Annotated in this window: 13 protein-coding genes; 10 read left to right on the plus strand and 3 right to left on the minus strand. The window is 41.5% G+C overall.

All coding sequences use genetic code 11. The annotated features are described in order from the left end of the window. Positions 1 to 58: 58 nt before the first annotated feature. The 3 genes from GLIP_RS15125 to GLIP_RS15135 form a co-directional block, all read right to left on the minus strand. On the minus strand, positions 59 to 5035 hold the full coding sequence (locus GLIP_RS15125; protein WP_153886349.1) for a PAS domain-containing protein: 4977 nt from the start codon (positions 5033 to 5035) through the stop codon (positions 59 to 61). 190 nt (positions 5036 to 5225) lie between these two features. Continuing rightward, positions 5226 to 5540 (minus strand): EscU/YscU/HrcU family type III secretion system export apparatus switch protein, encoded by a 315-nt coding sequence (locus tag GLIP_RS15130; protein WP_008845539.1) that lies wholly within the window; start codon positions 5538 to 5540, stop codon positions 5226 to 5228. Between the two features lie 12 nt (positions 5541 to 5552). Beyond that, positions 5553 to 7760 carry a flagellar hook-length control protein FliK gene (locus GLIP_RS15135; RefSeq protein WP_161602057.1) on the minus strand — a complete coding sequence of 736 codons (2208 nt, stop codon included), beginning with the start codon at positions 7758 to 7760 and terminating at the stop codon, positions 5553 to 5555. 213 nt (positions 7761 to 7973) lie between these two features. Between GLIP_RS15135 and ccmA the strand changes: the two genes are divergently transcribed. Genes ccmA through GLIP_RS15185 form a run of 10 tightly spaced genes read left to right on the plus strand, consistent with a single transcriptional unit; the run spans position 7974 to position 15846 of the window. After that, a complete protein-coding gene (ccmA, locus tag GLIP_RS15140) occupies positions 7974 to 8603 on the plus strand; it encodes a cytochrome c biogenesis heme-transporting ATPase CcmA (RefSeq protein ID WP_008845541.1) in 630 nt (209 codons plus the stop codon). Then, on the plus strand, positions 8600 to 9268 hold the full coding sequence (gene ccmB, locus GLIP_RS15145) for a heme exporter protein CcmB (RefSeq protein WP_008845542.1): 669 nt from the start codon (positions 8600 to 8602) through the stop codon (positions 9266 to 9268). The genes ccmA and ccmB overlap by 4 nt, the downstream gene beginning before the upstream one ends. Continuing rightward, a complete protein-coding gene (locus tag GLIP_RS15150) occupies positions 9268 to 10014 on the plus strand; it encodes a heme ABC transporter permease (protein ID WP_008845543.1) in 747 nt (248 codons plus the stop codon). Before ccmB ends, GLIP_RS15150 begins: the two co-directional genes overlap by 1 nt. Further along, complete coding sequence (ccmD, locus tag GLIP_RS21510; protein ID WP_008845544.1) at positions 10011 to 10283, plus strand: heme exporter protein CcmD; 273 nt, start codon at positions 10011 to 10013, stop codon at positions 10281 to 10283. Before GLIP_RS15150 ends, ccmD begins: the two co-directional genes overlap by 4 nt. Further along, the gene (gene ccmE, locus GLIP_RS15160; RefSeq protein ID WP_008845545.1) at positions 10280 to 10768 is read left to right on the plus strand and encodes a cytochrome c maturation protein CcmE; all 489 of its coding nucleotides are present in this window, start codon (positions 10280 to 10282) and stop codon (positions 10766 to 10768) included. The genes ccmD and ccmE overlap by 4 nt, the downstream gene beginning before the upstream one ends. Before the next feature lie 12 nt (positions 10769 to 10780). After that, positions 10781 to 12811, plus strand: a complete 2031-nt coding sequence (locus tag GLIP_RS15165; protein WP_008845546.1) for a heme lyase CcmF/NrfE family subunit — start codon at positions 10781 to 10783, stop codon at positions 12809 to 12811. A 2-nt stretch (positions 12812 to 12813) separates the two neighbouring features. Further along, entirely contained in the window at positions 12814 to 13386 is a 573-nt protein-coding gene (locus GLIP_RS15170) for a DsbE family thiol:disulfide interchange protein (RefSeq protein WP_008845547.1), read from the plus strand. After that, the gene (locus GLIP_RS15175) at positions 13383 to 13829 is read left to right on the plus strand and encodes a cytochrome c-type biogenesis protein (protein ID WP_008845548.1); all 447 of its coding nucleotides are present in this window, start codon (positions 13383 to 13385) and stop codon (positions 13827 to 13829) included. The genes GLIP_RS15170 and GLIP_RS15175 overlap by 4 nt, the downstream gene beginning before the upstream one ends. After that, complete coding sequence (gene ccmI / locus GLIP_RS15180) at positions 13826 to 15070, plus strand: c-type cytochrome biogenesis protein CcmI (protein WP_008845549.1); 1245 nt, start codon at positions 13826 to 13828, stop codon at positions 15068 to 15070. Before GLIP_RS15175 ends, ccmI begins: the two co-directional genes overlap by 4 nt. Next, entirely contained in the window at positions 15070 to 15846 is a 777-nt protein-coding gene (locus GLIP_RS15185; protein WP_008845550.1) for an MlaA family lipoprotein, read from the plus strand. The genes ccmI and GLIP_RS15185 overlap by 1 nt, the downstream gene beginning before the upstream one ends. The last annotated feature ends 10 nt before the right edge of the window (positions 15847 to 15856 follow it).

Raw genomic sequence — 15856 nt, forward strand, 5'->3', positions numbered from 1 at the left:
GCTGAGTATATTTTACTACTTTGCCCTTTCTGTTAGCTGCATTCTTTGTTACTGCCGGTTAATTGTGCAAATGCGAATATATCACGCGCAAAGTTGTCATAATGGATTCTTTCACACTAGGCCAGAAAATTGAAATACTGTCTACTTCGCCTTGGCGGAAATCTGCCTCCAGGCGGGTAGCTACATCATCCAGTGGATCTGAATTTACTTTGCGTGCAATATGCGCCAGTTTTCTCGCTTGGGTGAGAATGGCGCTGTTGTTATCTTGGGTTACTGCATCATCCATTTTCTGCATCGCACCTTCCAATTCGTTCATCAAAGCACTTAAATCAATTGCCAGTGACTGTTTGGGAGGATTTTTTTGCAAATAAGGTAATAAGTCAAACCAGACATGTGGCTCTCTGGGCATATCCATTTTGGCAAACGCAGGTGTTGCTTTGACTTCGACCTTGGGAAGTTGCTCTTGAGCTTGTTTTAGCTCTTCTTTGTGCGCGGCGATTAACGCTTTTTCTTTGTCTTGCAGTTTGGCTTGGCTGGATTCTAATTGTTTTTGTGCGCGCAGTAGCTCGGTTTCTTTATCAGCTATCTGAGTTTTATTGTTATTTAATTCTTGTTCAAGTTGCAGCAGTTTTTGGTTGAGTTCTGACTGGTTACTGTCTTGCGCGTTCATACTCGCTTTCGTGCTGTCATATTCAGCTTGAATGGCTTGTAACTCGGTGGCAAGTTGCTGTTGTTCATTTTGCATACTTTGCACATTTTGCTCACTCTGTTGCAACGCTTTTTGTTGTTCAGCGAGTTGGAGTTGAAGTTTCAGTTCCTGTTGTTCTTGCTGTTTCAGTTTATCTTGTAATTCCTGTGCTTCACGTTTTGCCTGATCTAATTCAGCTTGTAGTTTTTGTTCTCCAGATTGCGTATCACTGACTTGTGATTCAGCTCGTTGTAGCTCTTGTAAACTCTGCTGTAGCTTTTGTTGCATTTGCGCATTTTGCTGTTCAGCATCACGAAGAGATTGTTGTAGTTGCTTTTTCTGTTGTTCTATTTCTGCATGGTGTTGACGCCACTGCTCATCACTACCTTGTAACATTTCTTTTTGTTTGGTTGCGCGGTTTTCCACATCGGCCAATTCAACTTTTAATTGATCAAGTTTTTGCTGTTGCTCTAGACGTTCGCGTTTTTCTAGATCCGCTTGGCGCTGATTGTCATCAAGTTGTTTGCGGGTTAATTGCAACTGGGATTGTTTAGCCTCTACTTCCTGTTTTAATTCAGCTTGACGTTGTTGCCATTGCTGATCACTTTCCTGCATTTCACGTTGCTGTTTGGCACTTCGTTGTTCCATTTCGAGTAGCTCAGACTGCAATTTTTCGAATATTTTTTGTTGCTCTTGTTTCGCGGCTTTTTCGGCTTCTGTTTGCAGTGTGGTTTTTTGCAATGCTTGTTCGGTTTCTAACAATTTTTGTTGTTTTGCTAGCAGCTCAGCTTGCAGTGCATCCTGTTTATCCTTCCAGCGGCGATCAGCTTCTTCGATAATTTGTTTTTGCTGCTGTTCGCTACGCTTTTCCATTTCTGCTAGTTCAGATTGCAAGCGTTTCTTTAACTCACGTTGTTGTGCTTTTTCAGCTTCAGTTTGTTGTTTTGCCTGATTTAAGATTTGTTCAGTTTCTTGAAGCTTTTGTTGTTTTTGTTCGAGTTCCTGTTGCCATTGGCGCTGTTGTTCTTGTAACCGCTGTTCAGCTTCTTCATTTTTCTGTTGTTGCTGCAACTCGCTGCGTTTTTGCATTTCAGCCAGTTCAAGCTGTAATTTTTCAAACACTTTTTGTTGTTGAGCTTTAGCTGCTTTTTCAGCTTCTACCTGCTGTTCTTGTTGCTGTAAAATTTGTTGAGTGTCTTGCAGTTTTTGTTGTTTATCTTGTAATTCTTGTTGCAGTTTCTGTTGTTGCTCGGCCCAGTGTTTATCCGCTTCAGCAATTTTTTCTTGTTGTTGAGCACTGCGGCGTTCAACTTCCATTAGGTCTTCTTGCAATTGTTCTAAGCGCTGTTGCTGTTGTTCTTTTTCAGCTTTATCTTGTTCAGATTGACGTTTGGTTTCATCTAAATCACGCTGGGTTGATTGCAACTGCTTTTGTTTATTCTCAAGCTCTTGTTGCAGCAGCGCTTGTTGTTTTTCCATATCGCCTTTTTGCTGATTGGACATTTCTTCAAACTTGTTCATTTCATGTTGCAAATGGTCTATATGACGCGCTTTGTTAGACAGTTCTGATTGCGCTACAAAACAGGATTGCTCTAGTTCACGTCTTTGCTTTTCCGCAATTTCACTGGCCTTACGTTGATTGATTAATAACTGACGCAGTTTTTCGCTAGCCTGACTTGAACTAGAAAGCTTGGATTGCAGTGCACTGATTTGCCCGTTCACATCAGAAATTTGTTTATCTTTTTGCTGAATAGAGGTTTTCAGTCCGCTAATTTCGCCTTCAAAAGCCTGCATTTTTTGCTGTTGTTCTTCACGCTCGATTTCTAAATTACGTGCCGTTTCTTCACTTTGCGCAAGCTCTTTTTGTGCGTCTTTATACTTTTTCTCACTGTACTGAAGTTCATCAGCAATTTGGTTACGTTGTTTTTCTAAACCATGGATGCGTTTACTTGTTTGTTCTAACTGTCCGGCAAGTTCTTCATTGGCTTGTTCGCTGCTCGCTAACGACTCACGGCTTTGCTGGTAGTCTTGCTGTAATTGATTGAGATGTGCGGTGACATTGTCATGGGCTTCTTGCAAGGTCGATAGTTCGTTTGCCTTGTCGGTGATATCTTCTTCAGCCGCTTTTAATTTGGTCTGGGTATCGGACAGAGATTTCACTTTACTCGCTAGCTGATCTTGACTGCTTTCTAGTAATTGCTGTTTCTCAACAATTAACCGTTCTGCCGCTTGGTGGAGATTTATTGCTTCTAAACGTTCTTGGTCAGCTTTTTTAATTGCCCTCAGGTCAGTCCAAATGCACAAAATGGAATCAAAGTCCTGCCCTTTGAACATGGGGACAAATGTGGCCTGACACGGCAGTTTATTATCGCCGCGGCTATGTTGCCAAGTTAACGAAAGTGCCTGTCCATCTTGTTTTATTTGTTCTATTTTTTGTTTAAAGTCATCTAAGTTTGCATCGTCACTATTGAGTTTCTTGGAATAAGGGAAATGCCCAAATAAATCTTCTTCATCCTCGACCGAGAAAAACTCGCAGGCAGCAGGATTAAGTTTGTTAAAACCTTGTTCCGTCAATACTGCCATAGGCATACTGCTGTGTAACAACAAGCTTTCAAATTTATCTTGCTGGTATTGCTCGTCACTGATATCAGAAATCCAACATAGAAAATGTTGTTTTTCACGGTCGAATAGTTCTATGTTTAGTTCACTCGGGTGTAGCTGCTCTTGTTTACCTTTCAAGTCAGCATGGAAACCTTCTAAACGGCCATTTTTGTGCAGTTTTTTGGCGGCTTTTCCAGAGTTTTTAGGATCATTAAATAACTGATAGAAAGACCCTTTCATCAACTCTTTTTCACTCAGTGCTAAGCGCTGTGTTAAGGCTTTGTTGGCCTGCACTATGCGATCATCATCATCGATCATGGCAATACCTAACGGTGCTTTATTGATGATATTGTTGAAGTGTTGACGTTCGTGATCGAGTTGCGCTTTGGTGTGCTTGAGTTCAGATACGTCTTCCATTAAACATACCGAGCCGGCAGGGTTACCAGACTCGTCTCGGAAAGACTGAATTTTCACTTTAAGCGTTTTTTCATCGCCTGAAGGGAGTTGCAAATCTATCTCTTGGGCGCTACCTACACTAGCTGAATAAGCCATGCTGGCAGATTGTCCCTCAGGCATTATGTCTTGTATCTGTGAAGGTAAGATTGAAAGCTGTTTAGCTGGCTGATTACGTAAATTTTCAACAGAAGTATTAAACATTAATTCGAATGGGGTATTGCAGGCTACGACTAAGCCGTTTTCATTTAACAGTAGCATAGGGTTACTACTTGAGCTGAGCATGCCTTTGACTATTTGCTTATTCGCCGCTAACTGATTTTTTAAATTAACAACAGGATTAATATTGGTAACAGTAATATGCGCTTTTAGGGTTTTATTCTTATCATCAAATGCTGTGGGAAATCCGATAAACCTAACATTTAATTCGTTATCGTGGCCATCTAGTTTGCATTCAATGTCTATGTTTTCGCCTCGCTCAAGGTCTTTATATGCTTGATTCCAAGCAAACTGAGTTGTTTGCTTTATATATTTTTCAAAGGCTTTTATCTCTCCCTCAAGTTGGCCTTCAGAACTGCCCAATAAGCTTGTGAAAACCGGATTGGCTTGAAAGGTTTTTTCACTAAAGTCGATAATCAATTGGCCAATATCGGTGGCATCAAGTAACTGATTGTTTGTTGCTAATGCATTACTTAAGTTATCTATTTGATTCTGAGGTGCGCTAAAATCAACAATAGAAATAACTGACGCGATATTTTGTAGGTTATCTTTTTGCGGTGCAAACTCTAACAATAAAGCGCGCTCTTTTACCGGCCCAACGCATTGTTCTTTGCATTGTATTTTTGCATTGATACCTTTTACTAAACGCTCTGAATCGGCTTCGTCAAATAAGGAGGTAAGCATTTTACCTTGCAGGTTTTCTGCGCGGTTACCTAAATAGTATGCAGCGAGTTTATTGCAATACTGTATTTCACCAGCATGATTTACATGCACCATACCGACATGGAAATTGTCGAGATATTGGTTGTTTTGGTCGAGGACCTGTTGATTTTTCGCCAGTTTCTGCTTGGCTCTTTTTTGGCTGAGTTTGAAAAATATAATGATGATTAACAGTGTGGTAAACAATATCGCCAAGCCGATTAGGCCAATTTCAATATTTTCGGCCGACTGATTTAAAACTTGTTCACCGATGGCGTACACGTTATTTGTCAGCAACAATAAACTCAAACCGAAGCAGATGTTAGCCACTTTTTTAAGCGCGCGCAGCGTCATTAGATTTTTCCCATTCAACATGTTATTTCCAGATTAACTTGTTATCGCTCTTCAACAAACCTTTTAAAAAACAACTAGGTGTAGAAAATAATACGCAATATAATTTTTACACGTTAGTTTTTTGTTGATGAAAGTTACACCTAAAACCATTGTTAATTTCAAAAACTTTGCATAAAAACCAACCACTCATTAATGTTAACTTGCTAAGTAATTAGGCTTTCGTTGCCACTTTATTATGAGACGCTGCCCAACTCTCAGGAAACTTGTCTTGTAAAACATACGAAAAGGCGATGAGTTCCGCAATCACATGATACAACTGTTCGGGAATCTCTTGTCCCAAATCTAAGCGTGCTAAAAATTCACTTAAATAGGGATCTTCGTGTACTAAAACACCGCTTTGTTTTGCCAGTGCAATTATTTCTTCAGCTAGATCACCAAAGCCTTTTGCAATTATCTTTGGCGCTTGTTTATCGCCTTCTTGGTACTTTATGCCAACTGCGCTTTTGGTTTTATTTTTATGTTTCATGTGTAATCGCTTTTAAGCCTGGGTTTCAAAAATTTGATAAGGGCGAGTTTGCAGGTGTTCGGGAATTTTTCCCAATTGACACTGCGCCTTGGAAACCTCTATTCCCAAGCTTTTCAAACGTTTTTTGAACAACGGTAAATACTCAAAAACAAGATTTTTGACCGCGTCATTAGAGGTGTACAAATCCAACTCAAGTTGCTCTTGCTGTAATTTGGCTTTAGTCAGTATTTGCCCGATTTCACCGATATCCATTTTCATCGTTAAATGCCAAATTGCATCTTTGTTATGTTGTTTTTCGTTTGTATTTTGTTTCTCTGGTTCGCGTTTAATTAGCAGCTCGATATCTTTTTTTTGTTCGCCAGTACCACTGGGCAACACGTAGTAAAAAGTTTCTTGTCCTTGTAAAGCTTGTTCGGCATTGTTCAATTTACTGAACTGATGCTGAGCAAACATTCTTCCAAGTTGTTTTAACAACTGGTGTTTTTGCTCCATTTGATTGAGGTCATTCAAACTTCTTTGGGTTTGCGAAGCCGCCGGCTTATTCTCTCCTGAGATTAAGCTGGTAACGATTTGCGCTATTTTTTCGCCGCTTTGCGGTTGATTTCGATTTAATCGTGACGCCAGGGTAATTTGTAGCATGGTCATTAAGCCGGCTACTATGCCTTGTGAAGAGATACCTTGGGTAAGTTGTAACGGCGATAAGTTTAGCGGCGTTTGACTCATAATCTGTTTAATATTTTCAGCGTCAGCTTCTTTACCTTGGGGCAACCCTTGTTGTATTTGTTTTAGAATAGTCTCTGCCAGAACTTTACTTTCTGGCGACTTAGTGAATGTGGGATCACGCAATGCTATCTCAATATTTTGCAAGGTCTCACTTGGACTCACTGCCTGAGGTAACACTCGGCGAATAAGCTCATTGATTTGCGTTAGTACCTGCTGTTTCACTTCCACTGGCATGGCGTCTAATTTGCTGTTCAGGGATTGCCAGGTTTTGCTCAAAGATGCCACATCTGTTTGTGGAATGTTTAGCGTAATGTCTTTTGAATTCTGCAGGTTATTTGCCTTATCTGTGGTCAATTTGGGCGCATGATTATTTATTCCGACAGACGTACTGGGCTGGCTTATCAGTTCTGAGGATTTCTTGTCATTTCCGGTGAAGAGTATTGTTTGTACCTGTTTAACTTGTTCTTGAGTTAAAGGTATTTGAGCAATAGGAGCTGCAACTTGGCCTTTTAAATCCGCTTTACCGCCGGCCAATAAATCAATATTTATATTTTTCACACTTGGATTAATTTGCAATAGCTTTGCTAAGATGTTGTCTTGCAATAATTGTGGTTGTTTGGTCAAGGTATCAATCAACGGTTGGCGAGGAACCAAAATACCCAAGTTGTTAGCTGGGTTGTTGAGTCGTGCTGAATCGGATTGTAGTAATTTGATGACATCTGCTTTTGCTAGGTTAACTAGTGACTCTTTGGTTATCGCGCCCGCACCGGATGTGTTTTCTTTTGCGGTTTGAAAAGTGGGAGATTGATTCTTTTTTGAATCATTTCCGGAAAGTTGATCTAGATTATTTTTGCTATCTACAGAGGAGCTGGAATGACTGTTCTGAACTGCATTAGATTGGCTGTCTGCAATTAATCTGACCTGCCATTGATTGCCTTTTGGAATGACTTGTAGTTGTACCAATTGATTAATTTTAAGGTCTTTCATATCAATTGGAATCTGCGCTTTTACGATCTCTGATTTGGCATTTATCTGCACTGATAAACTGGCAGTATTGGCGTCGATATTCACAACTTTTGCTTCTAGTAATTGCGGTTTCGCTTGCTTGCCAGGGGAAACCAAAGTACTGATTGCGTTTAATAAACTGGAGAATTGTTTTTGAGATAAAGAAGCAATAAGTGTTTGCCCGCCAGCTTTTGATTGGTTACTGAACAAGACTAATTCTGACGTGGCATTTTGATTTCCAGATGAACTAGTTTGATTTTGCAATTGTGCTTGTACAGTCGAGGCGTTGAATGCAGCTGGTAAATTATTGGGTTTTGGTAGCGTAATTGATTGCTGTTGTCTGGGTAGAGATAAGCTAATTTGATTGTTTGCCAAAAATTGCACGATCACTTGCGCAGCCTGTTTTGCAACAGGAGAGTTGTTCGATAACTTGGAAAGCTGTGCCAAAGCCTGAACAAGTTGTTGTTGCGAATTAAGTGATATGTCTGACATAAACAGCTTATCGGCAAAACCAGAGTAGAATAAACAATAACTAAGCATAACCTGTTGAAGATATAGAATCTAATAGCTGGAATTGGCTTTTTGCTATGGTATGATTTGCGCCGTTTTGCGGCTAGAAATTCAACCCACAATTTTCTAAATTGTTTATCCCTTTTGAATTTCTAAGTCGTTGTAATACAAGCTTTAACTGGAGAGTAGCAACACTTGGCACTATTAAGCGGGCAAAATTTAGCATGCGTAAAGCAAGATCGGATTTTGTTTGAAAACATCAACTTTTCTATTGATTCTTCAGAATTACTGTATGTACGCGGTCAAAATGGTGCAGGAAAAACGAGTCTTTTGCGTATTTTAGTGGGATTAGCTGATCCCGCAGAAGGTACGATTGAGTATAAGCAGCAAAATATTCAGCAAGCAAACGAGCTTTACTGCCAAGATTTAGTGTATTTCGGACATAAGTTGGGATTAAGCCTTAACCTCAATGCCATCGAAAATTTGCGATTCTGGTGCCAATTAAATCAAGTGACTACGTCAGAAAGTGAACTGTACGAATTGTTAGCTAATCTAGGTTTGGTTGGATTAGAAGATGTGATGGTTAGTCAACTTTCTGCTGGGCAGCAACGTCGCGTTGCACTGGCACGACTTTGGTTAAAGGCTTCTGCCAAGCTTTGGATTTTAGATGAACCATTTACCGCGTTGGACGTCCAAGGGATTGCTTTGCTACGGAACAAAATGATTCAGCATTTAAGTGAAGGTGGTGCGATTATTATTACCTCACATCAAACCTTGGACGTGGATTATCCCACTTCTGAGCTGGTGTTGGAATATCGAATATGACAGCTATGTTGATGGCGATATTTAAGCGCGATTTAGCGTTGGCGATTCGTCAACGGGCAGAGTTATTGCAGCCTATGATGTTTTTCGTTTTAGTTATTAGTCTATTCCCTTTAGGAGTTGGGCCTGGGCCAGAAACCTTACAAAAAATTGGCCCAGGTGTGATTTGGGTGGCCGCTATCCTGTCTTCGTTGTTGGGAATGGAACGATTGTTTCGTGACGACTTTCAAGACGGTACCCTAGAACAACTGATGTTAAGTGGTGCTCCCATGCCTTTGGTATGTGTAGTGAAAGTGTTAGTGCATTGGCTGGTGAGCATTTTTCCATTGATTTTGCTATCACCATTGTTGGGCGTGTTTCTGAATTTAAATCTAGCCATGTATTGGGCACTCCTTGCCACTTTATTGGTGGGTACGCCGCTACTTAGTTTAGTTGGAGCCGTAGCGGTTGGCCTTACTGTTGGCCTGCAAAAAGGCGGGGTATTGTTAGCCTTATTGTTGTTACCGGTTTTCGTACCCTTGTTGATTTTTGCAACTGCAGCGGTAGATGCTGCATCATTACAATTACCCTACACCGCCCATTTAGGTTTGATTGGGGCAATGTTATTATTAGCCTTTGCACTGGCGCCTGTTGCCATTGCCTATGCATTAAAAGTGAGTCAAAGTTAATGTGGAAGTGGTTACATCCTTACGCGAAATCTGAGTCAACTTATAAACTCTGCCAAACTTTATTACCGTGGTTTTCGTTAAGCGCTGGTATCACGCTGACAATCGGTATTATTTGGGGATTGATGTTTGCGCCAGCAGATTATCAGCAAGGTGATTCATTCCGAATTATATATATCCATGTACCAAGCGCCATTACCTCAATGAGTGCTTATGCCGCTATGGCATTAGCAGCAGTGATTGGGTTGGTTTGGCAGATTAGAACGGCGTACATGGCGATGATTGCGATTGCACCCGTGGGCGCTATGATGACCTTCATCGCATTATTTACCGGTGCTGCTTGGGGGAAACCCATGTGGGGAACTTGGTGGGTATGGGATGCCAGGTTAACGTCTGAACTGGTCTTATTATTTTTATATCTTGGCGTGATTTCTTTGTATAAATCCTTTGATGACAAGATACAAGCTGGTAAAGCAGCGGGTGTTATGTCTATCGTTGGCGTGATAAATCTACCAATAATCCATTATTCAGTAGAATGGTGGAACACCTTGCATCAAGGCGCCACAATCAGCAAATTCTCGAAACCATCAATTGCCCCGGAAATGTTCTGGCCGTTGATGCTCAATCTCTTGGCAGCAGTCCTATTAATTGGGGCAATCACCTTAAAGCGTTTGCAAAATGAGTTGTTACGTCGTGAAATTCATCGCCCTTGGGCGGTTAAAACGTTATTGAAAGAGGGCAAAGGATGAGTTTTCAATTTGATTCTTGGCAGGCGTTTTGGCAAATGGGCGGCTACGGATTTTATGTCTGGCTTGCGTTTGGGGTGTCGATGCTGGCAGTGTTTTTAGTGATTTACGAAAGCATTTGGTCTAAGAAACAACTAATCAAAGCGGTGAATGCCCAGATCGCTAGAAAAAAACGAATTAAACAAAACCAACAAAAGAATTTAAAACAGGCTGACGATCCAAAGCAAGATAATGCGCAGCCAACATCTGTTCAAGAAGGTAAGTCATCGTGAATCCAAGACGTCAAAAACGCTTAATCGGGGTATTGTCGATTGTATTACTTGTGGGGGCTGCGGTATGGATGATGCTCAGCGCGCTGAGTGAAAATATCGATCATTTTTATACGCCGTCTGAAATAATTAATGGTAAACAAGGCGTTACTCCCAAAGTTGGACAACGACTCCGAATTGGCGGCATGGTCGTTCCTGGCAGCGTAAAGCGTGATCAAGAAAGTTTATCGGTCAGTTTTGACTTGGCCGATACTGGGCCGGTTGTTACCGTGAGTTATGCCGGAATATTGCCAGACTTATTTCGTGAAGGGCAGGGCATAGTGGCTACCGGCCGTTTGGCTGAAAACAATTTCATCGTTGCTGATGAAGTCTTAGCAAAACATGACGAAGAGTATATGCCGCCAGAATTGGCTGAAAAAATGAAAGGCATCAAGCATGTGAAGCCAGAAAACTTAAACACAAATCAAAATACCGGATCAGGGCAGTAGGATTAACTATACATGTTTGCAGAAATAGGGCACTTTTCGTTGGTTTTGGCATTACTTATGTCATTGCTACTGTCGGTATACCCCATGTGGGGAGCCTACAAAAACCAACCACAGTTAATGGCATTAGCTAAACCTTTAGCTATCGGCATGTTCTTGTTTACCGCTATTGCATTTGCTGCGCTCGTCAACGCATTTTATAACGACGATTTCAGTGTGGCCTATGTAGCAAACCACTCTAACAGTTTGTTGCCTTGGTATTATAAAATTACCGCAGTCTGGGGCGGGCATGAAGGCTCCTTTTTATTGTGGATTTTGATTTTCTCAATGTGGACGGTGGCGGTTGCCGTATTAAGTAATAGCATTCCACAGGCAATGGTCGCCAGAGTGTTGTCTATTTTGGGCATGGTAGCGGTTGGCTTTTACTTGTTTGTGATAATTGCGTCTAACCCGTTCGAAAGTCTTTTGCCTTTTTACCCAGTTGATGGACGAGATCTCAATCCGCTGCTTCAAGACTTCGGAATGATCATTCATCCCCCTACGCTGTATATGGGATACGTTGGATTCGCCGTGGCTTTTGCTTTTGCGATTTCAGCGCTTATTTCAGGACAACTTGACTCTACTTGGGCACGTTGGTCACGACCTTGGACATTAGCAGCATGGTGCTTTTTGACGGTTGGTATTGCCCTGGGATCATGGTGGGCTTATTACGAATTAGGCTGGGGAGGCTGGTGGTTCTGGGATCCGGTAGAAAATGCATCATTTATGCCTTGGTTGGTCGGGACCGCATTAGTACATAGTTTAGCGGTAACCGAAAAACGCAAGATATTTAAATCTTGGACAGTCTTACTCGCTATTTCCGCTTTTTCGTTGAGTTTGTTGGGAACATTTTTAGTTCGTTCTGGTGTCCTAGTATCGGTACATTCGTTTGCAAGCGATCCCACCAGAGGCTTATTTATTCTGGCTATTTTAGGCGTTGTAATTGGTAGTTCATTGACCTTATACGCAATTAGAGCACCGCATTTAAAAAGCGTTGGACGATACGAATGGTTTTCCCGTGAAGTCATGTTGATGGGTAACAATTTGTTATTAACGGCAGCAACATTAGTGGTGCTGTTAGGTACATTGCTGCCATTGGTGCATAAAGAAATTGGCTTAGGGTCGATTTCCATTGGCGCGCCATTTTTTAATGAAATGTTTGTGTATCTGATTGTGCCCTTCGTGCTGTTGTTAGCGATGGGGCCATTGTCCCGTTGGAAGAAGCAATCAGCAAAAGCCATTCAAAAGCAATTAATTAGTGGTTTTGCCTTAAGCGTATGTGCGGCACTTCTGGTACAAGCAAGCTATAGCCAAATGACCTATATGGCAACATTGGGAATGATTTTAAGTGTTTGGGTTCTTATCGCTACTGTGCAGGAAATCATGCAGCGCATTGCCGATAAATCTCAGTCTTCAACAATGCTAGAACGATTGGCTAAGCTTACGCCGAGCCATTGGGGAATGGTGTTAGGGCATGTTGGGTTCGCAGTGATGTTAATTGGCATTACTTTGGTCAGTAACTACGAACAAGAAAAAGATGTCAGAATGCGTGCCGGTGACGTGATTGAAATAGGCGGGTATGCATTCCAGTTTAGCGGTGTTCGTGACTTATCAGGACCGAATTACGACGGCCATGTGGGCATAGTGGATGTGTATACAGATTCAACTTTGAGCGAAAAAGTGACACATCTAGAAGCAGAAAAGCGCTTTTATCCGGTACAACGCACTAGCATGACCGAAGCCGGTATAGATAGTGGCATAACTCGGGATTTATTTGTGGCATTGGGTGAACAACTCAATGATGGGGCGTGGGCCATTAGAATTTACATCAAGCCATTTGTTAATTGGATATGGGCCGGTGCACTTTTCATGGCATTAGGCGGGATCATGTCGATTTCAGACAAACGTTATCGCATGGCTAAAGTTGCTAAAGCAAAACAGCTTAAAAACGCCGAGGCCGACAAGCCTTTAGCGAATCACGTTGTCGCCAGCAAAACACAAGGATAAGCATGAGAAAGGCATATATTTTTTTGATTCCGCTCACTCTGTTTGTGGTGTTATCGGTATTTTTATATAAAGGTTTATATGGTGATCCTCGTCAATTGGATTCCACCGTTTTAAATAAGCCAGCTCCCGATTTTTCGTTGCCAGATTTGATGCAGCCAGACCTTACCTACGATCCGCAAATCTTTAAAGGACAGGTTACTTTGATGAATGTGTGGGGAGTTTGGTGTGTTACCTGCGCCGTAGAACTGCCTTATTTGACTGAGTTGAGTCAACAAGGCGTGCGTATCATAGGCCTTTATTACGACCAAGACACGGATCCTGACTTTGGTATTAAGAGCATCCCTACAATTCAAAAAGAAGTGACTGCAAAACTTGCACAGCTAGGTAATCCCTATGAATTTAATATCTTTGATGTAAAACGGGATTATTCTTTGGATCTAGGTGTGACCGGTGCGCCTGAAACCTTTTTAATTGATAAACAAGGGATTATTAGAATGCATCATATTGGCGATATTAATACGCGGGTTTGGCGCAATAAAATTGCCCCACTTTATAATGAGTTAATGGCGCAATGAAAACCTTAACAACTTTAATTTGCTTATTAGTATTAATAACAAGTCCAGTATTAGCCTTGGAAGAAGCCTATGAATTTGATGATCCAAGTAAACAAACTTTGTTCATTGAATTAACCCAAGAGTTACGCTGTCCACAGTGTCAAAACCAAAATATCGCCGATTCCGATGCGATGATAGCCCATGATCTGCGTCGCAAGGTCTACGAGTTAATCAACCAGGGAAAAAGTCGAGACGAAATAGTGGCCTTTATGAAATCCCGTTATGGCGACTTTGTTTCTTATAAGCCTCCTGTGACTCCACTAACCATATGGCTGTGGCTATTACCTGTGATTTTTGTGATTGCCGCTGCGATTTTCGTATTCAATCAACGCAAAAAACAAAGCAATGAATTTGACGAAGATGTGTTAGCGCAAGCTGATTCGTTATTGGAGAAAGAAAAATGAATAGTTACTGGCTGGGTATTAGTCTGTTGTCGGCCTTAGCTATAGGAATCTTAATCATTCCTTGGTTACGAAAACGTAATCGGCATCAGCAAGATGTACTGACAAACACGCAAATAATCAAGCAACGAATGCAGGAACTGAATCGTGAAGTGCAAGAAGGGCTAATTTCTGCTGAAGATAAAGAGATAGCAGTTAAAGAATTAAAGTTAGCTTTAGTGGACGAGTCGGTTGTTGGAAGTGACAATCAAAAAGCTGCATTGTGGCCTCTTCTGACTGGAATAGGTGTCGCAATATTATTATGTGGGTTTCTTTATTATAAAAGTAACGAAATAGCCGATTTACAACACTGGGAACGAGTAAAGTCACAGTCTTTAGAATTAGCCAGACGTATTGTCATTGAGCCAGATCCGAGCATCACGGTTGACGATTTAAGTGATTTTAGTTTGGCCATGCGAAGTAAGTTAGTGTCATCTCCAGATGATTATATAGGCTGGCTGTTACTGGGCAGATTACATGCCTCGTTAAATCGTATAGAGTCGGCGTTGCAGTCGTTCGAAAAGGCCTATGCGTTAGCGCCGGAGCATGACGGTGTATTATCTAGTTACACTCAGACACTGGTAATGACTGGACAAGAGAATTATATTCGCCAAGCGCAACAATTGTTGCAGCAAATGTCACAAAAGAATCCACAGGATCTAAATGCTTTGGGTATGTTAGCCGTTGCATCTTCACAGTTAGGCGACACACAAACTGCATTGGCTAGTTGGCGGAAGTTAAAAGCAATGTTACCAGCCGATGATCCCATGGCCTCTGAAGTCGATAAAAGAATTGTACAATTGACAGGGCAAACTAGTAGTCAACAAAGTGATGATAAACCCGCTAATTCAGGTACGTCAGTATTAATCACAGTGTCGATCACACCAGAATTGGAAGCGTTAATACCGGAAAATGCCTTCATTTTTGTCTTTGCTCAAGATGCAAGCGGTGCAGTTCGAATGCCTGCTGCTGTGGTGAAAAGTCGTTTAGCTGAATTGCCTTTACAAGTTGAACTATCTGATGCGAATGCAATGATGCCCACATATAAGTTATCTCAGTTACAGCAAGTGCGTTTAGTCGCTAGAATTTCTTTAGACGAGAATGTTGCACAAGCGCCTGGGGAGTTACAAGGTGAAGTGGAAGTTACCCTGCAACCAGGAAACAAAATGAGTCAATCAATCGTGATAGATAAGGAACTGAAGTAATGAACCGTAAAGTTTGCTTACTCTTGTTGGCAACTATATTGCTCGGCGGGTGTGCTTCAAAACAGGCGGCATATGATCAAGCCGAGAATGTTGAATATAATGATCCACGCGATTCCTTAGAAGGATTTAACCGCGTCATGTGGGACTTCAATTATGACGTGCTTGATGCTTATATACTGAGACCCACAACCGTTGTTTACGTGGATTATGTGCCTCAGCCTGCACGGCAAGGGTTATTCAATGCGGCATTAAATCTCGAAGAACCTTCGAATTCAGTGAATAATCTTCTACAAGGAAAAGTGGGCGGTAGTTTAACCAGTTTGGGACGGTTCGTGCTCAATTCTACTGTTGGTATTTTAGGATTTATTGATGTTGCCGAGAAGATCGGCTTGGAACGAGAAGAAGAAGAGTTTGGTGAAGTATTAGGAAAGTACGGTGTTGGTACCGGTACTTATTTAATGATCCCAGCAATGGGACCTTCTGATATTCGCTCAATTGTCGGTGATGTGGTTGATTCATCCTATTTCCCATTACAAGACCTTTCGTTTTATGCGGCCGCTGTTCGCACCGGTATAAAGGCATTAGAAGCAAGAGCTCAGTTGATAGAGCAAGAAGGGCAATTAGAGCAATCATTGGATCCTTACGCGTTTGTAAAAAATGCGTATTTTCAGAATCTTGAATTTAGGGTGACGGACGGGAAAGTGCCACCCTCTGATTTAAACACTGATCCGGAAGTGGAAGAAGAGAACTTTGAGGACTTTTTAGACGATTTATAAAATCGTCTAA

The sequence above is a fragment of the Aliiglaciecola lipolytica E3 genome (assembly GCF_000314975.1).
Classification (GTDB): Bacteria; Pseudomonadota; Gammaproteobacteria; order Enterobacterales; family Alteromonadaceae; genus Aliiglaciecola; species Aliiglaciecola lipolytica.